The sequence below is a fragment of the Lawsonibacter sp. OA9 genome, assembly GCF_022440585.1.
Genome location: NZ_JAKNTI010000022.1, coordinates 1,400,349 through 1,422,470 on the forward strand (window position 1 = coordinate 1,400,349; position 22,122 = coordinate 1,422,470).

At 54.1% G+C, this 22,122-nt stretch carries 24 protein-coding genes; 14 read left to right on the forward strand and 10 right to left on the reverse strand.

Going from position 1 to position 22,122, the window contains the following annotated elements:
- The first annotated feature begins 13 nt into the window (after positions 1 to 13).
- The gene (locus MCG44_RS07895) at positions 14 to 862 is read left to right on the forward strand and encodes a hypothetical protein (RefSeq protein ID WP_186852606.1); all 849 of its coding nucleotides are present in this window, start codon (positions 14 to 16) and stop codon (positions 860 to 862) included.
- A gap of 74 nt (positions 863 to 936) precedes the next feature.
- Here MCG44_RS07895 and cls read toward each other — a convergent pair whose 3' ends face one another.
- Complete coding sequence (gene cls, locus MCG44_RS07900) at positions 937 to 2,463, reverse strand: cardiolipin synthase (RefSeq protein ID WP_240287619.1); 1,527 nt, start codon at positions 2,461 to 2,463, stop codon at positions 937 to 939.
- 31 nt (positions 2,464 to 2,494) lie between these two features.
- Complete coding sequence (locus MCG44_RS07905) at positions 2,495 to 2,962, reverse strand: metallophosphoesterase family protein (protein ID WP_240287621.1); 468 nt, start codon at positions 2,960 to 2,962, stop codon at positions 2,495 to 2,497.
- Between the two features lie 54 nt (positions 2,963 to 3,016).
- On the opposite strand from MCG44_RS07905, the gene MCG44_RS07910 reads away from it, so the two are divergent.
- Genes MCG44_RS07910 through MCG44_RS07920 form a run of 3 tightly spaced genes read left to right on the forward strand, consistent with a single transcriptional unit; the run spans position 3,017 to position 4,141 of the window.
- Entirely contained in the window at positions 3,017 to 3,298 is a 282-nt protein-coding gene (locus MCG44_RS07910) for a hypothetical protein (RefSeq protein ID WP_240287623.1), read from the forward strand.
- Positions 3,299 to 3,333: 35 nt separating this feature from the next.
- A complete protein-coding gene (locus MCG44_RS07915; RefSeq protein WP_240287625.1) occupies positions 3,334 to 3,753 on the forward strand; it encodes a hypothetical protein in 420 nt (139 codons plus the stop codon).
- Positions 3,746 to 4,141 (forward strand): hypothetical protein, encoded by a 396-nt coding sequence (locus MCG44_RS07920; RefSeq protein WP_147571823.1) that lies wholly within the window; start codon positions 3,746 to 3,748, stop codon positions 4,139 to 4,141. Before MCG44_RS07915 ends, MCG44_RS07920 begins: the two co-directional genes overlap by 8 nt.
- Before the next feature lie 37 nt (positions 4,142 to 4,178).
- Here MCG44_RS07920 and MCG44_RS07925 read toward each other — a convergent pair whose 3' ends face one another.
- From MCG44_RS07925 to trpS, 4 genes are all read right to left on the reverse strand, one after another.
- The gene (locus MCG44_RS07925) at positions 4,179 to 4,940 is read right to left on the reverse strand and encodes a hypothetical protein (RefSeq protein WP_147571822.1); all 762 of its coding nucleotides are present in this window, start codon (positions 4,938 to 4,940) and stop codon (positions 4,179 to 4,181) included.
- Positions 4,941 to 4,994: 54 nt separating this feature from the next.
- Positions 4,995 to 6,143, reverse strand: coding sequence for a non-hydrolyzing UDP-N-acetylglucosamine 2-epimerase (wecB, locus tag MCG44_RS07930; RefSeq protein ID WP_147571821.1), 1,149 nt, complete (start codon positions 6,141 to 6,143; stop codon positions 4,995 to 4,997).
- Positions 6,140 to 7,276, reverse strand: a complete 1,137-nt coding sequence (locus MCG44_RS07935; RefSeq protein ID WP_147571820.1) for an MraY family glycosyltransferase — start codon at positions 7,274 to 7,276, stop codon at positions 6,140 to 6,142. The genes wecB and MCG44_RS07935 overlap by 4 nt, the downstream gene beginning before the upstream one ends.
- Before the next feature lie 81 nt (positions 7,277 to 7,357).
- On the reverse strand, positions 7,358 to 8,356 hold the full coding sequence (trpS, locus tag MCG44_RS07940) for a tryptophan--tRNA ligase (protein WP_147571819.1): 999 nt from the start codon (positions 8,354 to 8,356) through the stop codon (positions 7,358 to 7,360).
- A 234-nt stretch (positions 8,357 to 8,590) separates the two neighbouring features.
- On the opposite strand from trpS, the gene MCG44_RS07945 reads away from it, so the two are divergent.
- A complete protein-coding gene (locus tag MCG44_RS07945) occupies positions 8,591 to 8,851 on the forward strand; it encodes a GIY-YIG nuclease family protein (protein WP_147571818.1) in 261 nt (86 codons plus the stop codon).
- An 18-nt stretch (positions 8,852 to 8,869) separates the two neighbouring features.
- Here MCG44_RS07945 and MCG44_RS07950 read toward each other — a convergent pair whose 3' ends face one another.
- Entirely contained in the window at positions 8,870 to 10,696 is a 1,827-nt protein-coding gene (locus tag MCG44_RS07950; RefSeq protein ID WP_240287628.1) for a CvpA family protein, read from the reverse strand.
- Positions 10,697 to 10,897: 201 nt separating this feature from the next.
- Here MCG44_RS07950 and MCG44_RS07955 point away from each other — a divergent pair, with 201 nt between their 5' ends.
- The 5 genes from MCG44_RS07955 (at position 10,898) to MCG44_RS07975 (ending at position 15,966) form a co-directional block, all read left to right on the forward strand.
- Positions 10,898 to 11,662 (forward strand): MerR family transcriptional regulator, encoded by a 765-nt coding sequence (locus MCG44_RS07955; RefSeq protein WP_240287631.1) that lies wholly within the window; start codon positions 10,898 to 10,900, stop codon positions 11,660 to 11,662.
- A 125-nt stretch (positions 11,663 to 11,787) separates the two neighbouring features.
- Positions 11,788 to 12,171, forward strand: a complete 384-nt coding sequence (locus MCG44_RS07960; protein ID WP_147571816.1) for a BlaI/MecI/CopY family transcriptional regulator — start codon at positions 11,788 to 11,790, stop codon at positions 12,169 to 12,171.
- On the forward strand, positions 12,164 to 13,648 hold the full coding sequence (locus MCG44_RS07965; protein WP_240287633.1) for a M23/M56 family metallopeptidase: 1,485 nt from the start codon (positions 12,164 to 12,166) through the stop codon (positions 13,646 to 13,648). The genes MCG44_RS07960 and MCG44_RS07965 overlap by 8 nt, the downstream gene beginning before the upstream one ends.
- 150 nt (positions 13,649 to 13,798) lie before the next feature.
- Complete coding sequence (locus tag MCG44_RS07970) at positions 13,799 to 15,442, forward strand: SulP family inorganic anion transporter (RefSeq protein ID WP_240287635.1); 1,644 nt, start codon at positions 13,799 to 13,801, stop codon at positions 15,440 to 15,442.
- Complete coding sequence (locus MCG44_RS07975) at positions 15,439 to 15,966, forward strand: dihydrofolate reductase family protein (protein ID WP_186852602.1); 528 nt, start codon at positions 15,439 to 15,441, stop codon at positions 15,964 to 15,966. The genes MCG44_RS07970 and MCG44_RS07975 overlap by 4 nt, the downstream gene beginning before the upstream one ends.
- 44 nt (positions 15,967 to 16,010) lie before the next feature.
- Here MCG44_RS07975 and MCG44_RS07980 read toward each other — a convergent pair whose 3' ends face one another.
- The 3 genes from MCG44_RS07980 to MCG44_RS07990 all read right to left on the reverse strand — a co-directional run bounded on the left by MCG44_RS07980 (position 16,011) and on the right by MCG44_RS07990 (position 17,551).
- Positions 16,011 to 16,643 (reverse strand): Crp/Fnr family transcriptional regulator, encoded by a 633-nt coding sequence (locus tag MCG44_RS07980; RefSeq protein ID WP_147571812.1) that lies wholly within the window; start codon positions 16,641 to 16,643, stop codon positions 16,011 to 16,013.
- Between the two features lie 75 nt (positions 16,644 to 16,718).
- Positions 16,719 to 17,258, reverse strand: coding sequence for a DUF1697 domain-containing protein (locus tag MCG44_RS07985; protein WP_240287637.1), 540 nt, complete (start codon positions 17,256 to 17,258; stop codon positions 16,719 to 16,721).
- 32 nt (positions 17,259 to 17,290) lie between these two features.
- On the reverse strand, positions 17,291 to 17,551 hold the full coding sequence (locus MCG44_RS07990) for a hypothetical protein (RefSeq protein ID WP_240287638.1): 261 nt from the start codon (positions 17,549 to 17,551) through the stop codon (positions 17,291 to 17,293).
- A gap of 158 nt (positions 17,552 to 17,709) precedes the next feature.
- On the opposite strand from MCG44_RS07990, the gene leuC reads away from it, so the two are divergent.
- From leuC to MCG44_RS08010, 4 genes are all read left to right on the forward strand, one after another.
- The gene (gene leuC, locus MCG44_RS07995; protein ID WP_147571810.1) at positions 17,710 to 18,966 is read left to right on the forward strand and encodes a 3-isopropylmalate dehydratase large subunit; all 1,257 of its coding nucleotides are present in this window, start codon (positions 17,710 to 17,712) and stop codon (positions 18,964 to 18,966) included.
- A gap of 179 nt (positions 18,967 to 19,145) precedes the next feature.
- Entirely contained in the window at positions 19,146 to 19,631 is a 486-nt protein-coding gene (locus tag MCG44_RS08000) for a 3-isopropylmalate dehydratase small subunit (protein WP_240287640.1), read from the forward strand.
- Positions 19,628 to 20,704, forward strand: a complete 1,077-nt coding sequence (gene leuB / locus MCG44_RS08005; RefSeq protein ID WP_147571808.1) for a 3-isopropylmalate dehydrogenase — start codon at positions 19,628 to 19,630, stop codon at positions 20,702 to 20,704. The genes MCG44_RS08000 and leuB overlap by 4 nt, the downstream gene beginning before the upstream one ends.
- Positions 20,705 to 20,878: 174 nt before the next feature.
- Entirely contained in the window at positions 20,879 to 22,078 is a 1,200-nt protein-coding gene (locus MCG44_RS08010) for a pyridoxal phosphate-dependent aminotransferase (RefSeq protein WP_147571807.1), read from the forward strand.
- The last annotated feature ends 44 nt before the right edge of the window (positions 22,079 to 22,122 follow it).

Below are 22,122 nucleotides of genomic sequence, written 5' to 3' on the forward strand. Positions count from 1 at the left end.
AGGAGGGAACCATATGCCAGAAAAGGTCGTGCCCGGCCCCGTCTGCGAAGACCGCAGTATCCGGGAGGCCGTGTGCATACACACGAAAAAAATCTTTGACTCCTGCAAAGACAAAGATTGTATTGAAGACATCCGCGTCTATCCTACCAGAAGTTCTCAGGCGGTCATCGACCGGGCCCAGTCGGTAAAAGCGGGGACTGCTGAACTACTGTATGCGTACATCGATGTGGAGCCCATCAATTTCAACCGGGGCTTCTATACGGTAGATGTGCGGTACTTCTACCGCATCACTGCTGACGCCTTCGTGGGAGCCGCCCGCCCGGTGGAAGTGACCGGGCTGGCCATCTTTGACAAGCGGGTTGTCCTCTTCGGAAGTGAGGGAAGCTCCAAGATATTCTCGACTGGAGTAGTAGGAGAAGGGCCAGAAATCCAAAACCTGCCTCAAACTAATCTGCCCAGCGCGGTAGTAGAGGCGGTAGACCCCATTATCCTAAACCTGAAGTTGATGGACGCCTGTAACTGCCACTGCTGCGACAATAGTTATCTGGATATCCCACCCGCTATTACCGCTGTCTTCCAAGAGGATCTGATCGTAGACGGCGATATACACAGAATGTTCGTAACACTGGGCCAGTTCTCCATCATCCGCTTGGAGCGGGATACCCAGCTTCTGATCCCAGTCTATGACTACTGCCTGCCGGAGAAGGAGTGCACCTGTGGCTGCGGCTGCGAGTGCCAGGAGGACCCCTGCGAGATGTTCCGTAAGGTTCAGTTCCCCTTCAACGAATTTTTCCCACCCAACAGCATCCAGAGCAAGGGGAATACCACCTATCAAGAGGTACGCTCCGGCTGTTGTAGCTAAAGCGGCAGGGTGCCGATAAAAAGGGCCGCCGCCACTCCAAACAGGAGGGCGGCGGCTCTTCCGCCTTTTTATTCTCACATCAGAGGAGCAAAGATACGCAGGATGCTGCGGTAGAGCTGGAGCAGGATGTTCAAATGTTTGAACCTTCGTGGAGTAATTGGCTCTGAACAGGTCAACGTCCGTTCAAAGTCCGCGCGGATATCTCGGATACAGGGCGCTTCGCACAACCAGACACCGTCCTCAAAGTGAAGAAACAGGCTGCGATAGTCCAGATTGACGGTGCCAACGGTAGCAAAACGGTCGTCTACCACAAAGTTTTTGGCGTGGATAAAGCCGGGGGTATACTCATAAATCTCTACTCCCGCATCCAGCAGAGGGGGATAGTGGGCTCGGGTCACCTCAAAAACGTAGCGTTTGTCCGGGATATGGGGCGTGATGATTTTTACGTTTACCCCTGACTTGGCGGCGTTGCACAGGGCGGTGTTGGTCGCCACATCTACCACCAGATAGGGGGTGGTGATATAGATGTAGTTTTTGGCCTTGGAGATCATATTGAGATAGACGGCCTGTCCCACCGCCTCACGGTCCAGAGGGGTATCCGTGTAGGGCTGTACATAGCCGGTCCAGGGCCGGACAGGAGAGGCCGGGGGACGAAACCGGTCAAAATTTTCATCCCAGCCACAGCAGTAATCCCATAGGGTCAAAAACATGACGGCCATAGACCAGACCGCGTCTCCCTCCAATAGGATCGCGCTGTCCTTCCAGTGCCCGAATCGCTTACGAATGTTGATATACTCATCAGCCAGATTGAGTCCACCGGTGAAGCCAACCTTCCCATCAATTACCATCAGCTTCCGATGGTCCCGGTTGTTCAGACGGAGGGACATCACCGGCAGGAAGCGATTAAATACCCGGCACTGGATTCCCTTCTTCATTAACACCTGGTCATAGTCCCGGGGAAGGGTAAACATACAGCCCATATCATCATACATCACACGCACTTCAACGCCCTGGGCCGCTTTTCGTTCCAGGATGGCCAGGATGCTGTCCCAAAAAATACCGGGCTGTATAATGAAGTATTCCAGAAAAATATAGTGCTCCGCCTTTTCCAGCTCCTCCAGCATACGCGGAAAGGCCTGGTCCCCCAGAGGGAAGTATTCTGTTTCTGTATTCGTGTAGGAGGGACAGGCGGCGTATTGCTCCATATAGTGGGCCTGGCTGGCGGCGTCGCCGCCAAGGGAGATAAGGTCGTCGGACTTAAAGTCATCTTGTAGGGCAAGGGCGGATTTTTTCAAGATTCCCTGCATCCGCTTTTGCGTCCGGCGGGGGATGGTGCCTCCCCCCACCAGCAGGTAAAAGATACCGCCAAACACAGGAAAGGGCAGAATCAGGATCAGCCAGGCAATTTTGTAGCCAGGCTCCATCCTGCTGCAGATGATAGCTAAGGCGGCTAGGATGCTGATCACGATACAGCACCAATAGAAGGACTCTGTATATTCGGAGAAAACGACTACCATAATGACTAGCGTGGCAAACTGGGCCAGCAGGGCCAGACAGACAAAAACAGAGCGGTGAAACAGAATATAGAGCAGCTTTTTCACTTGACAGCCTTACCTCCTTTACGGCTAAAAATCAGTTTACAGGAAATATCTCACAGTGGAGAGTTCCATCCTTGATCTCAATAAACCCATAGCTGGAACGACTGGAACCCGGATTCATGACCCAAAGCCCGTCCTCCAGCTGATGGCACAGGGAGCGGTGGGTATGCCCAAAAAGAAGCACATCGACTTGAGCTGCTTTGGCGTCGGAAATTGCGTGGCTATATCCACTTTTTACACCCCACAGGTGGCCGTGGGAGAGAAGAAACTGTTTGCCGGCCAGAGTGATCTGGCGTTTCATAGGCTCGGTAGTCCAGCCATCACAGTTACCGGGCACACGACAGATCGGGAGGCGCGGATAGATATCCGCCAGCATTTCAGCGTCCTGGAGCAGATCTCCCAGGTGAATGACCTGGTCTGGGAGATGTCTGTCAATGGCTGAATACATCCCGGACATGGACCGGTGGGAGTCGGAAAACACGAGAATTTTCAAATTTGTCACCTTACCATTCTAGCCGCATATACTGGAATGAAATCAAATCGGGAGTGAGAGATTGTGAATTTAAAACAGGGTCAAGACAATCTGAAAAAAGGGACTACTGCCGCTGATCTGGTGAAAAACCGTGAAGTGATCTCCAAACTGGCTAAATCCAGCGATGCCCAAAAGCTGATGTCGATTTTGAACCAGCAGGGAGGGGTGAAGGAGGCGGCCAAAGCGGCCGCTGACGGGGACCCCAGCGCCTTGATGTCTATGATGGACCGGCTGATGAGGAGCCAGGAGGGGGCGGAACTGGTAGATAGAATCGGACGCAAGGCAAAAGAGGCAGGGCTGGAATAGGAGAAACCACAGCCGGGTAGAAAGGTGGCGAGACCGTGGCCGAATTTGAGGAAAAATTGAACTCGATCCTGGGGAATGAAAAGGCCATGGGGCAGATCATGGCTCTAGCCCGGTCGTTATCAGGGGAGAACGGGCCCCAGGGGAATGGGACACAGAGCGCGGAAGAGGTCCCCGCCCAGTCTCCGGAACAGAGCGGCCCGTCCGATGGATCCTGGGACCTGTCCTCGCTGCTGGGGCAGATAGACCCGCGGATGCTCCAGATAGGGGTGCAGGTGCTGCGGGAGTATCAGAGTACCGATGATAGAAACGCGGCTCTGCTATCCGCGTTGCGCCCATTTTTACGAGAAGAACGGCGGGCCCGGCTGGACCGAGCCCAGCAGATAGCACGCATGACCCGCCTGATCCGGGTGGCCCTGACCGCTATGGGCAGGAAGGAGGAGGAGGGGAGTGTATAACCGCTACATATCAGAGGACACCCCTTATGTCCCTATCCAGGAGGCCGAGCACCCCCAAGGAGGGGGCAGATCCAACAGCGGAACAAAGGGCCATGGTCCGGCCTCCACAGGGGGCTTCAGGTTTTCCTCTCTATTTTCCGGAAAGGAGGGGCTGGGAGCTCTATTGGGCGGAAAAGAGGGGGCGGGAAGCCTCTTTTCATCTGGAGACGGCAGCGGGGGGCTATCCGGGCTATTGAAAGCCCTGAAGTTAGAAGACATCGACCCGGGGGATATCCTTCTGCTGCTTATCATCCTGTTTCTTTTGGTGGAAGGAGACGATCTGGAACTGGTGATAGCCCTGGGGCTGGTCCTGCTCATGGGACTTGGAGATCGGGAAGGTGAAGATTGAGGTATCAGGATGGGACGGCCGGAGGCCGTCCCATATTTTACCTGGTATATAATATGTCACCATTGGGCAGAGCGAAGGAGGCCTCCGCTGGACAGGGAGATATAACAGTGCCGTAGGAGGTCATCTGATAGACGAGCGCCCCCTCCTTTTCCAGCTCCGCGCAAATCAAAAGGCCGCTCTCCACGCTGACCCAGTATCTCTCCTGATAGGCAGGGTCTTCACGGGCCACTTCTACATAGACACAAGGAACTCCCTCACGAAGCTCATAGCCGGCGTGGGTGATCTCATCAGGATCTAATTCGGTCACGACCTCATAGGTCGGGATCCGCTGTGTCAAATCATGGGACAGGCTGTCCGCGGGAGTGGACTCCCAGCGGGAGGAGCCCTCATACCAGTAATAAAGAGTGCCATCCCCCACCAGATCGTGCCTGACCGCACCGGAGGGAAGCACCTGTCTGCTGTGGGACCAGCCGCCGTCTACCCAAGTCTGTACCGGAATAGAGGAGGAACCACCGTCCCAGAAGGTCGTGATGGTGAGTTCTCGGTAATAGCTGTCTTTGCGGGACAGAGTCCGAATCACGCTGCCAACAGTCTGAGGTGTGACCTCCACCGCCTGGTATTGTTCTAGACCAGTTTGAGGACCGCTGACATCGCCAGTCTGTCCGTCGCCGTTCACATTGGGCAGGACGACCGACGGAGTATTGAGGGCAAAAAGATTGCGCCCAAAACTGGTGAACATAGCAGCTACGATGAGGACGATCACAGTGATTGCGATTAAAAGACGATTTTTAGGTTCCACGTCCTCACCTCCAAGATTTTTTGGGATTAATAGAGCAGATGAGTCAAAACAGACTCAAATCAAAAATTCGTCCGGAGGCTCCTTGCGCTGGCCGAAGTGCCACTGGATAGCGTCCACAATCCGGCGGCAGGCCTGGCCATCTCCATAGGGATTGACGGCATGGGCCATCGCGGCGTAGGCGTCTGGGTTTTCCAGAAGTTCCTCGGCCATCGCTGTGATGCGGCTGTAATCCACGCCGGCCAGTCTAGCCGTGCCCGCCTTAACGGCTTCAGGCCGCTCGGTCTCCCGGCGGAGGACAAGAACGGGCTTACCAAGAGCGGGAGCCTCCTCCTGAAGACCGCCGGAGTCAGTCATGACCATATAACACCGGGCCATCAGATTGTGCATCTCCTCCACATTTAAGGGGGGGATTAGGTGGGCGTTTTCAACACCGTCTAGATGCCGATGGGCGCACTCCTGGACCACAGGGGAGAGGTGGACAGGGTAGACCAGAGATACCTCGGGATGAGTCCGGGCAATATAGGCCAGAGCAGCCATGATATCCTCCATGGGCTGACCATAGTTTTCCCTCCGATGGCAGGTAACTAATACAACTTTTCGTTTTTCATACTCCAACTGGTCAAGGAGCCTTTCTGTAAAGGAAAAATCCTTTCTCACTGTAGTTTGAAGGGCATCAATGACCGTGTTACCTGTGAGAAAAATCCCGTTCGTAATATTTTCACGGGTTAGGTTGTCCCGGTTTGACACAGTGGGGCAAAAGTGCAGATCGGCGATAGATCCCACCATTTTTCGGTTCATTTCTTCTGGAAAGGGAGACCACTTGTCATAGGTTCGAAGGCCGGCCTCCACGTGGCCTACTGGTATCTTGTGATAGAACGCGGCCAGAGCCCCCGCAAAGGTAGTGGAAGTATCCCCGTGGACCAGTACAAGGTCAGGCTTCGCCTCCTCCAGCACCTGCTCCATGCCCAGCAGGCATTTAGAGGTGATAGTGGATAAGGTCTGTCGGGGCTCCATGATATTCAGGTCGTAGTCAGGTTTTAACCGAAAAATATCCAGTACAGAGTCCAACATCTCCCGGTGTTGAGCTGTGACACAGCACAGAGCGTCTATGCCGGGGCGCTTCGATAGCTCCAGGGCCAGAGGGGCCATTTTGATGGCCTCCGGCCGGGTGCCGAAGATCGTCATAACTTTCAGGTCGCTCATTTTTCAGACTGGTCCTCCTCACCAAAGAAGTTGTCGTTGCCAGAAATCTGTGTCTTGTGATGCCTTCCTGGGTCCTGAGGCGTATGCCTCCCGTCATTGTGTGTCAGAAACAGGCCGGCAGCCAGACCGCCGGCCGCGCAAAGCGCGACCAGAAACAGCATGGCTTTGAATACCCCACTGGTGGTCAGCACTACGGCGGACAGGCCTAGGATCGCACTGATGATATAGAGCACAGCGACTGCCTGCTTTTGGGAAAAGCCCATGTCGATCAGCCGATGGTGGATGTGCCCACGGTCTGGAGTCATAGGGGACTGCCCCTTGGATACCCGACGGAGGATTGCGAAACAGGTGTCAAAAATGGGCAGACCAAGCATGAGGAATGGGACCGCAAAGGAGATGATCATGTGGAACTTGAACAGCCCCTGAATGGACACAGAGGCCAGGATAAAGCCCAAAAAGGTTGACCCGGTGTCCCCCATAAAGATTTTGGCGGGATTCAGGTTATAGGGCAGGAAGCCGATGCAGGCGCCGGCCAGGGCGGCCATCAGAAGGGCCACATCCGGCTCAGATACAGTCAAAGCGATGACCAGCAGAGTCATGGAGCTGATGGTGGAAACTCCGCAAGCCAGTCCGTCCAGACCGTCAATCAGATTGACGGCGTTTGTGATGCCCACGATCCACAATACAGAGATGGGGATAGACAGCCATCCCAGCTCCCAGTAAGGCTCGCTGCTGAAAATATTAGGGTTCGAGAGAAACTCGATCTTATTCCCCGCCCACACGGCGACAAGGGCAGCGGCGATCTGTACCAAGAATTTAGGTTTGGCGGGGAGGGCATAGATGTCGTCAAAAATTCCTAGTATGACGATGATGACACCGCCTAAAAGCATTCCCCGCAGCTGCTCCGTCAGCGGGACAAATAGGAGGACGCTGAGCATGAAGCCAAAAAAGATGGCCAGTCCACCCATACGGGGGATCGGGTGGTCATGCATCCTCCGCCCGTCCTTTGGGATATCCACCGCGCCGACACGAAAGGCCAGCGATTTCACAACAGGAGTGGCAATCAGAGATACCACCGCGGCGGTTAGCAGGGCGGCCAAAGCCATCCCCACCACAGAAAGTTGAATCGGCATATCAAATCCTCTTTTGCGTTTTTCTGACCAGCTTTGCCCTTCGGGCCAAGCCGCAGAGGTAGATGAAGTGGCAAAATAGAGTCAGCGGGCCACAAAGCCTACCTTTTTATAGACCTTACGAAGCGTCTTGTTCGCTACATAGGATGCCTTCTGGGCCCCTTCGGTGTAGACCTTCTCCAGATAAGCCTTATCCGCCAAAATGTGGGTAGCCTCCTCCCGGATGGGGCGCAGGCACTCCACGACTGCCTCGCCCACAGCGGGCTTGAATTTGCCATAGCCTAGGCCGTCAAACTCGGCCTCAATCTCCTCAAAGGTCTTACCAGTGACGGCGGAATAAATGTTCATCAGGTTGGCCACTCCTGGCTTGTGCTCCGGGTCGAAATGGACGCATCGCTCCGTGTCGCTGTCGGTGATAGCCCGCTTGAACTTTCTGGCGATGTCCTCCGGCTTCTCCATCAGGAAGACACAGCCCTCTGGGATGGACTTAGACATCTTGGAATCAGGAGTAGTCAGTCCCATAATACGGGCACCGGCCTTCGGGATATAGGGCTCCGGCATTTTGAATACATCACCGTAAATCCCGTTGAAACGCTGGACAATGTTCCGGGTCAGCTCCACGTGCTGCTTCTGATCCTCTCCAACGGGGACAAAGTCGGGCTGGTAGAGGAGAATATCGGCCGCCATGAGAGCGGGATAGGTGAACAAACCGCCGTTGATGTTGTCCTTATGCTTGGCGGATTTGTCCTTGAACTGAGTCATCCGGGACAGCTCGCCAAACATGGTGTAGCAGTTGAGTACCCAGCCCAGCTCCGCGTGGGCAGGGACATGAGACTGGATGAAGAGAGTGTTTTTTTCAGGATCCAGGCCGCAGGCGATGTACTGGGCCAGCTGCTCCAGCGTGCGGCGCCGCAGGGCGGCGGGATCCTGCCGGACGGTGATGGTGTGCATATCTGCCATAAAATAGTAGCAGTCGAACTCCTCGGCCCGGGCGGCCCAATTTTTGATGGCACCCAGGTAGTTACCCAGGTGCAGATCTCCGCTGGGCTGGATGCCGGAGAGCATTACTTTTTTTTCGTCCATCTGGTGTTGCTCCTTTATTTTAGGGCACAGAGGATAAGCGCCCATATAATATCATTTTATTTTAGCACTTTATAAAAAGAATGGCAATAAAAGATTGAACGAAGAGGGATGATTTCCTTGTAGATGTTTTATTTCTGTGATAGACTTTTTCTGGAAAGAAAAATATTGGAATCGTTTTCTTCTGATACTGGCACATCCCATTTTTTCACTATGATTCAGCAAGGGGGGAGAGGAGTGTCGTGGTTTGTTTATATCCTCCGCTGTGGAGATGGGACACTGTATACTGGGATCACCGACGACGTAGACCGCCGCCTAGCCGCTCACCGGGCGGGCAGAGGGGCCAAATATACCAGGGGGAGAGGCCCGCTAGAGCTATGCTACACAGAGGCGCAGCCAGACAAGCCTGCCGCCCTGCGCCGGGAGCTGGCGCTCAAAAAACTTCGCCGGGAACAGAAAGAGAAATTAATCCAAACATGGCACAGGAGCGCCAGATAACTGGCGCTCCTGTGTGACTTATGCCTTGGGCTGTGTGATAATAGCGGTGAGGCCATCGGCTCCGCCGATGACGCCGATCTGCTCACTGTCCAAAGGGCTGAAAGATGAGTCCGCGGGCTGGGGGGTAGTGTCGGTGGGGCTATCAGCTTCGCCGATGACGTCCAAAATGGCCAGGGAATAGCCGTCCAGAATACTGCTTTGGCTCCCTTCGGCGGCCACCGCGTGGTCAATGGTGACTAGGTCCCCAACATTCAAGGTGACTACCTCACGGTTCTGAGCGGCGGAGATGGAGTAAAACACGTCCTCTCCCTCCAGACGGACGAAATAGTAGGTGTTGCCCTCCAGCACAGCACTCCGAATTTCTGCCACAATGCCGCTGACCTGCGTCTGGGGAAGCTCTTCCGCCTGTGTTACTCCCTTTTCGGTGAGCTGACGGATATAGGCCTGCTCACAGGCGGTGACTGAGTTTCCAGTAGCCACGATATCATATCGGGCCACATTGACCATAGCGTAACTCTTTACCAAACTGGCTGCATCCTTAAGGGGGATGAAATAGGTGGGCTCTCCAGCGATGTTCAGCAGCAGGGGGAAGGTAGCCTCATATCCCAAGTCCTGGACCACGCCCTGTGCAGAAGCCATGGCGGCATACTCTGTAGCGCCGGGAGCATCATAAAATTTGGTCTCCTTGGTCCTCTGGTTACTGAGCAGGAAGCCTAGGTTGGACTGGTCAGCGTTTGCGGAAGTAATACCAGTATACACATACACGTCATCGTTGAGAGCGATATAGTTATACCCCTCGGTGGTGACAGTCACACCCCGCTGGCCCAGAATGGAATTGATGAAGCCGTTGACCAGGGTTCCATGGTAATCGTACTGCTCCATGATCAGGGCGGGGGTATACACATTGTCTACCCAGGTTGGGACTTCGCTGATGTCGTAATAGACGCTCTCCCCGGTAATGGCGTCGCACAGTACGGCCCCCTGGATATCCCGGCCACCGAACAGACCGATGGTCTTGACCACTCGGGGAGCGATCCACCAGGGGTGTCCATCCTCGTCAATCTCAAATTGGGGGGTGTCAAAGAGAAAAGTGGGGTACTGGAAACGGAGATGGCGCATGATGTTCCGGTTCAGGGGCTCGGAGAAGGAGTACTTCATGCCCTCAGTCAAGCGAGTAACTGTGGCCTCCTGGGTGACCATGTCTACCAATACATAGGCGGGCAGGCCCTCGCTCCGGTTGGTGAACCACTTGATGAGATCAGCGTAGGCGATAGGAGCCACCCGGACAGGCCGCCCCTGGTAGTTGATCTGGGTGGAGTCATTGGAGTATTCAAACTGACTGACCATATCGCTGAGTGTACCCATCTGACGGTCGCCCAGATACTCGGCGGACTCCCGATCTAGAGTGGGGATCTTATCAAAAGAGATTTGGCTGATGTCTTCCGTGAACTTACCATCCTCTACTGTGAGCAGATCCCGGTAAGAGGACGCGCGGAAGATGGGCAGGGAAATGATCTGCCCCACCAGCGCGACCGCCAATACCACCACGAACAGGATGCCGACCGGAAGACAGCGGCTTTTGACAAACCGGACCCACTCCTTCAGCTTTTCAGCCGGGGTGCGTACCACGTTGTCTCTGGGGGCACCGGACAGCAAAAACACACAGATCACATAGACGACACATAGAAGGGCGAGGAAGGTGTAAAAATCACTGGACTGGGGATTGATGGCAGGCAGACTGACATAAAAGTAGAGGAAGCCAACCACCGCTGTGATGACCAGACTGAGAAGGGTGCGCCCAAAGCCTGTTTTGAGGAAAGGGGACCCAGACCGTTCTTTTTTCAAATTAATTCTCCTTTTATCATAGTTCTGAGGGTGCTGAAAAAATATCATAATATATCATAGACGATTTTTTAAAAAAAAGCAATCAAGAGCGCATTAAAATTGGATAAAAACGGAACCGCTGGAAGAAATGAGAAAATAAAAAAACAGGGTTGACTTTTACGCAACGTCAACTGATACAATGCAGAGCAAGGAGGGAAAGCGATGGAATATTCGATTCAGGAAATGTCGAAGCTGGCTGGCGTGACCACCCGCGCGCTGCGCTGGTACGACAAGATCGGCCTGCTGAAGCCGAGCCGTACCGCTGAGAGCGGATACCGTTATTATGGCCCGGCTGAGGTGGACCGACTCCAGGATATCCTGTATTACCGTGCCCTCGGGGTGGAGCTGGCGCGGATACGGGAAAGTCTGGACGACCCCTCCTTCGACCGATTGTCTGCCCTGCGGAGTCATCTGTCCACGTTGATGGCAGAAAGGGCCAGAATCGAAAAGCTGATAGGTTCTGTAAAGGAAACTATCCTGTCATTGGAAAGGAATGATGTTATGATGGATGAACAGAAATTTCAGGCTTTTAAGCGGCGTGCCGTAGAGGAAAATGAGAAAAGATATGGGGCGGAGATCCGCCAAACATACGGTGACCAGGAGATGGACCAGGCCAATGCGTCTGTGATGGGGCTGACACAAGAGCAGTATCGTCAGTGGGAGTCTCTCGGTCAGGAGATACGCTCCAAACTTCGGCAGGCTGTAGAAATGGGTGACGCCCCATCGGGAGAGAAAGGGGAGGAGCTGGCGGCTCTCCATCGCCGCTGGCTTACGATCTCCGGAAATCAGTATGATGTGGACAGGCATAAGGGACTGGCCGAATTATATGTGGCAGATGAGCGGTTTACCGCTTACTATGACAGAGAGACAGATGGATGTGCACAGTTCCTGCGAGATGCCATCCTGCATTGGGCAGGTAAGCTGTAAGGAGAAGGAGGCGGGCGCCCGATCTGTTCGGGGCCCGCCTCCTTAAAAAATCCTTGACAAAAGCAGGTTACAGTTGTAGACTTATAAAGGGTTACAAGTGTAGACTGCTTTAGGAGGTAGGTACCATGCAGGACATAGCGGCCAAAATATCAGATTCAGAGCTGGAAGTGTTAGAGGTGCTCTGGGAGGCAGAGGAGGCCCTGCCCATCGCGCCCATACGAAAGCGGCTGGAGGAGCGCCGTGGCTGGGACAGCTCTACAATCAAGACTCTTTTGCGCCGCCTGTGCGAGAAAGGGGCGGTAGAGGCCAGAAGGAGAGAGTCCTTTTATTATCGCCCTGTCTTGAACAGGGAGGATTATCAGCGGTGGTCTACCCGCTCGCTGATTCAGAGGGTTTACCGGGGAAGTGCCAAAGATTTGGTGGCCAGCCTGGTGCGGGGAGATCAGCTGACCGATCAGGACTTAGATGAGCTGAGGGCTCTGCTGGACCGGGAGGGGAGCCATGGCTGATCACTTGCTGCTGCTGATGTCGCTGGCCCTTTCAGGAAGCCTGATGGCTGTGACAGTGGCATTTTTCCGCACCCTGTTAAAGAAACGAACCCCGAGAGCCTTTTGGTATTATCTTTGGCTATTGGCACTGCTCCGGTTCCTGTGCCCTCTGGGTACCCAGCAGAGCCTGAGTGACCGGCTGATGGAGCGGCCGGCGGAGCTTTGGGTGACGGTTTCTGAAGCAGGGGAGGGGCGGCCTGTTCCAGAAAAGGAAGGGGCCATCACGATTGCTGGAGAGGGAGATAAATCGGAAACGAAATTTTGGCCTTATGTACTGGCTGCCCTTTGGGGCTTAGGCGCTGTCACCGCGCTGGCGGCCCGCTATTTTGGCTGCCGCCGCCTCCGGCAAGAGCTGGACAGAACGGCTTACCCAGCAGACGAATGGGAACAGGCGGTCTATCGGCAGTTGGCTGGCAGGCGAAAGGATGTCCCACTCCTCTTGCGGACAGGGGGAGTCGAAAGCCCTGTACTGATTGGCCTATTCCGTCCCATCATTTACCTTCCAGAGGAGAAGCTGGAACGAGGTGCCCTGCTCTATGCCCTCTCCCATGAGCTGGTCCACTGGCGGCGCCGGGACCTGGCTTATAAACATCTGGTGGTATTGGTGACCTCGCTGTACTGGTTTGATCCAGTTGTCTGGCTGATGGCAAGGGCCATAGACAGGGATAGCGAGCTGTCTTGTGACCAGGAGGTGGTCAAAAATATGTCCCTGCACCAGCGGACGGACTATGGAAGGACGCTATTGTGGGCGGCGGAGCGCCAGGGCAGGGGAGTGCGTCCTCTCTCTGCACCCTTTGGAAGTCAAAAAAATTGTTTGAGAGAAAGGATTGAGGCGATTATGAAGGTAAGAAAAACATCAAAGCTGACAAAAGCGGCCCTTTGGGTGGTGACAGCCGCCGCAGCGATCTCTTTTGTAGTGGTAGGGGCCTACGCGGGCGGAGAGCGTACCTCCTCCGCGGCGGAACCGACTGTAGTACAGGGGCCTGTGCCGTCGGAGGAGGTGTCCGTCCCTGCCGAGTTGTCCTGGCCCTTTGAAGGGGGGCAAGAGGTCAAGATCAGTGCCCTGTTTGAAGGCAGAGTCCACCCAATTACCGGGAAGCGATCGGAGCATATGGGGATCGACTTCGTTTTGGAGAAGGAGACCCCCGTGCTGGCTGCCGCTCAGGGTACAGTGACCGAAGTGGGCTATAACTCGGAGTACGGCAATTATGTGGAGCTCTCCCACGGCGGAGGTCTAAGCACCAAATACGCCCATCTTGTGTCTGGCGATTTCTGCCAGGAGGGCGATCAGGTCACAGCTGGTCAACAAATCGGGGCGGTGGGAAAAACAGGAAAAAGCACCGGATACCACCTCCATTTTGAAACGATGCTGGATGGAGTTTGGGTAGACCCTATGGACTATTTCCCAGAGGCGAGGGTGACCAACGGGGCGGCATAGGAAAGAAAATTGAAAGCTGAACCATCTGCGGGGCCGTTTTTCGGCCCCGTATTTTTAAAAATGAAACAAAATAGAGAAAACCCTTGAAAAGGGCTGGAATAGCGGCTATGATAAAAAAGTTGTGTGTTTTATTATTGAGGAGGAGAAAAGATGACTGATTTAAAACCCCAGCTTTTTCGATGTCTAAAGGGCTATTCCAAAGATCGGTTTTTGAAAGACCTGACCGCAGGAGTGATCGTCGCCATTATTGCCCTGCCGCTCTCCATTGCTTTGGCTCTGGCCTCTGGTGTATCTCCGGAACAAGGCCTCTATACAGCTATTGTGGCTGGATTCTTGATCTCTGCCTTAGGCGGGAGTAAAGTGCAGATCGCAGGTCCCACCGCGGCCTTTGCCACCATTGTAGCAGGTATCGTGGCCCGCAGCGGAATGGCTGGACTGGCTACGGCTACTTTGCTGGCCGGCGTCATGCTGGTACTGATGGGGATTCTTCATATGGGCAGTATGATTAAGTTTATTCCTTACACTATTACAATCGGATTTACTGCCGGTATCGCAGTCACAATCGTCATTGGCCAGCTAAAGGATTTCTTTGGGTTGACCTTTCAGCAGGCCCCTGTGGAAACGATGGAAAAGCTGGAAGAAGTGGTTCGAACCTTCCATACCGTCAACCCGGCTGCCATGGCGGTTGGGATACTGTCCCTGTCGATCCTGCTCCTCTGGCCTAGGGTTTCGAAAAGGATACCTGCCTCACTGATCGCGGTACTGTTGACGGCGGCGGTGGTTGGACTGCTGGATCTGCCGGTCAATACGATTGGCGATCTCTATGTCATTTCCAGTGCGCTGCCTGCGTTCCAAATGCCCGATTTGTCCTATGAGACAGTGTCCGCGGTCCTGCCGGACGCCTTCACCATCGCTGTGCTGGCGGCCATCGAATCTCTGCTGTCCGCAGTTGTGGCAGATGAGATGATCGGCTCACGGCACAATTCCAATATGGAACTGGTGGCCCAGGGGGTAGGAAATAGCGCCTCGGCCCTGTTCGGAGGAATTCCGGCGACCGGTGCCATCGCGCGTACCGCCGCCAACATCAAAAACGGCGGCACATCCCCTGTGGCCGGCATGGTACACGCTCTGGTGCTGCTTCTGGTTCTGGTCCTTCTGATGCCTTATGCGGCACTGATCCCGATGCCCTGCATAGCGGCCATCCTATTCCAGGTGGCCTACAATATGAGTGGCTGGCGTACTGTACTGAAGGTAGCAAAGACTTCACCCAAAAGTGACATCGCGGTTTTGGTCCTCACTTTCATCCTCACAGTAGCCTTTGATCTGGTGGTGGCCATTGGGGTGGGGTTGTCCCTGGCCTGCCTGCTGTTTATGAAGCGTATGGCCGACGTAGCGGTCGTCAAGGAGTGGGAGTATGTGGAGGACACGGGAGATGAACAGGGTCGCCTGAAGCCTGTACCGGCCTATGTCATGGTATATGAGATCAGCGGTCCTATGTTTTTCGGCGCCGCCGATAAGATCCCACATATGGAGCGGGACAATGGATGTCGGGTTCTGATTTTGCGGATGCGGTCAGTCCCCGCTATGGATATCACAGCCTTAAATGGTCTGCGCCGCCTTTATGACGAGTGTGTAAGAAAAAATATTAATGTAGTATTTTCCCATGTGAACGAACAGCCCATGTCAGTCTTTCGAAAATCTGGTATGTATGATTTGGTAGGAGCGGAAAATTTCCAGCCGAATATCGATGTAGCGCTGGAACGAGCTATCTCAATAGGTGGTATGCCTGTATGAGAAAGGTTATTCTCTATATTGCCGTGAGCTTAGACGGTTTCATCGCAGACCGCCAGGGAGGGGTGGACTGGCTGGAACGGGCATCCAATGGTGAGGAGGACAGCGGCTATGACGAGTTTATCCAAAAGGTCGATACTGTTCTCATGGGATATAAGACCTACCATCAGGTGACCACACAGCTCTCTCCAGATCAGTGGCCCTATCAGGGGTTGACGACCTATGTATTGACCCACCGCCATCTGGACGATCAAAAAGGCATCCATTTTTTTAACGGGCCGTTGGATCAGCTGTTAGACTGTTTGAAGGAAGAAAAGGGGAAGAATATCTGGTTGTGCGGAGGGGCAGAGCTGGTCCGCCAGGCGGCAGAGGCCGACCAAATCGACCAGATTCGTTTGACCATCCTGCCTGTCCTGCTGGGGGGCGGAATCCGCTTGTTCGGAGAGCGGGAGGAGAGTACCTTCCTGCATCTGACTGACTGTTGCAGGCGGGGAGAAATGGTAGAATGTATCTATGACAGAAGGTAAACAGAACAGGAAAGGGAGGGAAAACCATCGGTTTTCCCTCCCTTTCAAATTTGACAGGTTTTTTTCAGGGCTTCTATATCCCATACGAAGATGGTGCTGTAGCCCAGTTCAATGATGCCCTGCCGAGCCAACTGGTTCAGAACGCGGCTCACGGTCACTCGGCTGGCAGATACAGAGGAAGCGATATCCTCCTGTGTACAGCGGACCGGGCCGCCGGTGGGGGAGAGTGACAGCAGATATCGGGCGATCCGCCATTGGGCCGGGCGGAAGGCCATCTGGTCCAGTTGAGTAGAGAGCAGACGCACAGTTCTGGCAAGATATTTCATCATAGCCAGGGCCAGTTCTGGGTCCTTTTCAATCTCCTCGGTGACCAGCTCCCGGTCAATCGCCACGATCTCACAGCTTGTGAGGGCCACAGCAGAGGATACTCGCGGCAGCTCGTCAAAAAAGGAGGCCTCTCCAAATAGGCTGCCAGGGCCGTAGACATTGAGCGCCCGCTCCGCGCCGTCCTCTGACTGGATGAAGCTGCGCACTTGCCCCTCCTTCAGATAGTAGAAGCAGGTGGCCTCGGTCCCCTGAAGATAGATCAGATAGCCCGGTGAGCACCGGATTGGGGGACGCCCCTGGGCAAAAGGCGCCCAGATGTGAGCGGGAAAGTCCAAATCAAAGGCATTCATATAGCGTATCGCTCCTGATTATCAACTGATATCGAGACAGATTAGAGTTCGTCCTGATAGGGAGGGGAGAAGAGGTCACATTCCAACCAGTTTCCTGACAGTGTTTGCCGTTCGGATGGTCAGTTTTCTACTAATAGCGGCGCTGGCGGTCTTGGGCCACCAATTTGTTTTCTGATAGTCCTTCCGGCTAAATGACCAGAAGATAGCTTCTTTATAGTTCTGAATCTGTTCCAGTCCTTCTCTGGGCGTCCCAATCTCGTCCAATACCTGGGAAAAGACAGCCGGCGGCATAATAAAGATCAGGTTATCGTATATCCCTTCTCGTCCGGCGCCCCACCAAGCGGGGGCGTTTTGCAGGATATCCTCCAGATCCTGCCTTAAGATGACAAAGACCGGTATGTCAAAACCAAATTTGACTTTTATCATGCTCTCAATCTGACTGGCTAATTCCTCTCTGCCGTTCTGGTCGCTAGAAAAGAGGACATTTCCACTATTTAGGTATGTTTTGACCGCTCCAAAGCCCAGATTTTCAAAATCTGTTTTTAGTTCCGCCATGGGAATTTTATTTTTGCCGCTGAGATTGACGCCCCTTAAAAAAGCGATGTACAGATTCATTGAATCAAGCTCCTATCTGATTGCCTATATTTTTATCTGAGTGTTTCTGACCGGATCATTTCACATTGACAGTGAAAGAAATGGAGGATCTCATTTTTAGAGAACGGCCAGCAAGGTTCTTCACCATACTCATCTTGGAAAAAATCGATCATTTCTTCGCTGGTCATTGGAGATAGGCTCGCCTTATAGCCGCGCCAAAACTCAAGTTGGATTTCCTGCCAATCCTTATAATTCTTCTTGCTTATAAGGATACAATCTTCCAAGTAGATCAGTGTTGCCCTATTTTTGCCCATCCTGCTCACTCCTGAAAATGGCATTTGTCATTTTGGGCTGCCAACGGCTCCCGTCTAAAAGAGGAAAATCAATTTTTGATTTAATTGTAACATAGTTTACATTCTTTTTCAAATCTGTTTGCTACCATATCGTTAACAACGGCAAGGAGGTAAATTTTATGGGAATGACCATGACACAGAAGATACTGGCCAAACACGCTGGACTGGAACAGGTGGAAGTAGGGCAGCTCATTGAGGCCAAGCTGGATATGGTGCTGGGGAATGACATCACCACTCCTGTGGCTATTACCGAGTTTGAAAAGGCCGGATTTACCCAGGTCTTTAACAAAGATAAGATCACCATTGTCCTGGACCACTACACCCCCTGCAAGGACATCAAGTCGGCCCAGCTGTGCAAGCAGGCCAGAGAATTTGCGCATAAGCACCAGATCACAAACTTTTTCGATGTGGGCCAGATGGGCGTGGAGCATGCTCTGCTCCCAGAAAAAGGCCTGTGTGCCCCCGGTGAGATCATCGTAGGGGCCGACTCCCACACCTGTACATACGGAGCTCTGGGAGCCTTCTCCACCGGCATCGGCTCCACCGACATGGCTGCCGCCATGGCCACGGGACTGCTGTGGTTCAAGGTGCCCTCCGCCATCAAGGTCACATTGAAAGGCAAGCTGCAGCCCCATGTGTCCGGCAAGGATGTCATCCTCCATCTTATCGGGACCATCGGAGTGGATGGAGCTCTGTATCAGTCCCTAGAGTTCACGGGCGAGGGAGTATCTTCCCTGACCATGGACGACCGTTTCACCATTTCCAACATGGCCATTGAGGCAGGGGGCAAGAACGGTATTTTCCCAGTAGACGAGAGGACCATGGAGTATATTAATGGCCGTGTGAACCGCCCCTGTGAGGCATTTTGCGCCGACTCCGACGCCGTATACGAGCGCGAGGTGGTCATTGACCTCGACCAGTTGGAGCCTACTGTGGCTATGCCGCATCTGCCGGAAAATACCAAGGTGGTCAGCGAGGTGGCTGGGCTGCCCATTGACCAGGTGGTCATTGGCTCCTGCACCAACGGACGTATCCAGGACCTGCGCATCGCCGCCGCTATCATGAAGGGGAAAAAGGTGGCCGCAAATGTCCGGTGTGTTGTTATCCCCGCCACACAGGAGATCATCCTTCAGGCCATGAAGGAGGGACTCATTGAAACCTTTATCCAGGCCGGGGCAGCTGTATCCACCCCAACCTGCGGCCCCTGTCTTGGTGGTCATATGGGCGTCATGGCGGAGGGAGAGCGTACCGTTTCCACCACCAACCGCAACTTCGTGGGCCGCATGGGCCATGTGACCAGCGAGGTCATCCTGGCCTCTCCCGCTGTGGCCGCCGCCTCCGCCATCGCCGGGTGTGTAGCCGATCCACGCAAGTAAAAAGCAAAGCCTTTTATTGAGGTTTGCATTAAAATTTAGAAGTTAGGGATTACCAGGGAGCACACAGCTTGGTAAAACCTGCCTTGAGCTTCTGGAGCGAAAGGACACCATGTGTTTCTCATTCTTAACTCCTAACGACAACGGACTCCTTTGACTTTGAACAGAAAGGAACAACTCCTATGAAAGTATATAAATACGGCGCCAACGTGGACACCGACGTGATCATCCCCGCCCGGCATTTGAACGACCCCAGCCCCGCCGCTTTGGCCTCCCATTGTATGGAGGACATCGACGCTGGATTCGCGTCCTCTGTCCAGCCCGGCGACATTATCGTAGCCGGTCCCAACTTTGGCTGCGGCTCCAGCCGGGAGCACGCCCCTCTGGCCATCAAATCCTGCAAAGTAAAATGTGTCATCGCCCCCTCCTTTGCCCGTATCTTCTACCGCAACGCCATCAACATCGGGCTGCCTATCGTGGAGTGCGCCCAGGCGGCGGAGGAGATCCAGGCCGGGGACCAGGTGGACGTGGACTTTGCCACCGGAGTCATCACCGATCAGACCACCGGCAAGACTTATCAGGCCGCCCCCTTCCCGGAGTTTATTGAAGGGATCATCCGGAGCGGCGGACTGCTCAACTCACTGAAGAAGCGGGGGGTAGCGAAATGAACTTTAAGATCGCCCTGATTCGGGGCGACGGCATCGGCCCAGAGGTGGTTGGCGAGGCCGTCAAAGTCATGGAGGCCGTAGGCAAGAAATTTGGCCACAGCTTCTCCTTTGAGGATGTGCTGATGGGTGGCTGCGCCATCGACGCGGTGGGCAAGAGCTACCCCGAAGGCACCGCCGAGAAGTGCAAGGCCTGTGACGCTGTGCTGTTAGGCGCGGTGGGCGGCCCCAAGTGGGGCCACGCCTCCGACCCGGAGAAGCGGCCGGAGACCGCCCTGCTGTCTATTCGCAAAGACCTGGGGCTGTATGCCAACCTACGCCCCGCCGCCCTGCGCCCCGCCCTGGCGGACGCCTGCCCCCTGAAGAAAGAGACGGCGGAAAAGGGCATCGATCTGATGATGGTGCGGGAATTGACAGGCGGCATCTATTTTGGCAAGCGGGAGCGGTATCAGACTGAGGACAGGGGTGAGGAGGCATCTGACCGGATGGCCTACTCCCAGATGGAGATCGAGCGTATCGGACGCCGGGCTTTTGAGCTGGCCCGCCTGCGCCGCCACAAGGTATCCAGTGTAGATAAGGCCAATGTGTTGGAGACCTCCCGCCTGTGGCGGTCTATCATGCACCGTCTTTCAGAGGAGTACTCTGATGTAGAATATGAGGATGTACTGGTAGACAATGCCGCCATGCAGTTGGTGAAGGACCCCAGCCAGTTTGACGTGGTGGTCACAGAAAATATGTTTGGTGACATCCTTTCCGACGAGGCATCTATGGTCACCGGCTCCATCGGACTGCTGCCTTCTGCATCCATCGGTGATACTGCCCCCGGCCTATATGAGCCGATTCATGGCTCTGCCCCGGATATCGCCGGTCAAGATAAGGCTAATCCAATCGCAACGATCCTTTCTGTGGGGATGATGTTCCGCTATTCCTTCCATCTTCCGCATGAGGCTGATGCTATCGAACAGGCGGTAGATGCCGTGCTGGCTGAGGGCTGGCGGACCCAGGATATTGCGAAGTCGGGAGAGCAGACCATTGGCACGGTTCAGATGGGAGAGCTAATCCGAAGGAAACTATAAAAATAGAAGAAAGAGATCTGGTTCGCCAGGTCTCTTTTTGTTTCTCTTTCCCGGAGGCAATTAGTAGAAATTGCAAAATTAATTTTTTTCTCTTGCATTTTGGATCGTAATCGAATATAATATGCGTTGCAAAAATTGGGCCTCAGAATGAGAGGTTGAAGGAGGACACATGATATGAAGGAACTGTCTAAGATCGCCCTGGCAGTGGAGCCCTCTACTACTATGGCCATCGACGCTATGTTTAAGCAGATGAAGGCGGAGGGGCAGAATGTCATCGGCTTTGGTGCTGGAGAGCCTGACTTCCCCACCCCTGATTATATTAAGGAGGCTGGTATCCAGGCCATTCGGAACAACGAAACGAAATATACCCCTGCAGCCGGCACCATTGAGCTGCGCAAGGCTGTCTGCCAGCGGCTGAAGGAGGACTGCGGTGTAGACTATGAATATACCCAGATCGCTGTCTCTAACGGCGCGAAGCCCTGTGTCTATGTGGCCCTCCGCGCGCTTGTCAATCCAGGGGATGAGGTCATCTTGCCCGCTCCCTACTGGGTCAGTTATATCGAGCTGATCCGTATGGTGGGCGGTGTTCCGGTTGTGGTAGAGGCTACCGAGGCAGAGAATTTCAAGATTACGCCAGAGAAGCTGGCCGCCGCCATCACCCCAAAGACCAAATGTATGATCCTTAACAACCCATCAAACCCCACTGGCATGATGTATAGCCGCCAGGAGCTGGAGGCCATCTCTAAGGTCTGTGTGGAGCAGGATATTTATGTCATCTCTGACGAAATCTACTACGGGCTGGTCTATGACGGCGGACAGTTTGTCAGCCTGGCTGCCTTAGGCGAGGATATTAAAGAGCGCACCCTGCTGATTAACGGCGTGTCCAAGTCCTATGCCATGACCGGCTGGCGAATTGGCTATGTGGCTGCCCCCGCCAAGATTGCAAAGGTCATCGCCAATTTCCTCAGCCATTCCACTGGCTCCCCCTGCTCTATCTCTCAGAAAGCCTCGGCTCTCGCACTCTCCGCTTCTCAAGACTCCATTGAGGAGATGCGCAAGGCCTTTGAGGAGCGGCGCAACTATATGGTGGAACGGATGAATCAGATTGAGGGGGTCAGCTGCATCAAGCCTGAGGGCGCTTTCTATGTGATGATGAACATTGAGAAGCTCATTGGAAAAGAGCTCCATGGTACGGTGATTAAAGACTCTGATGACTTCGGAAACCTCTTCCTGAAGTACGGGAAGGTGGCGGTTGTCCCCGGGACCGGCTTTGCGGCGCCGAATTTTGTCCGCTGGTCCTATGCCACCTCTATGGAGAACATCAAAGAGGGACTGGACCGTCTGGAGCGATTCCTGGCGGGAGAGACAATCTGAATACGATGAAAAATGGCCGTCCCTATGGGCGGCCATTTTCAATC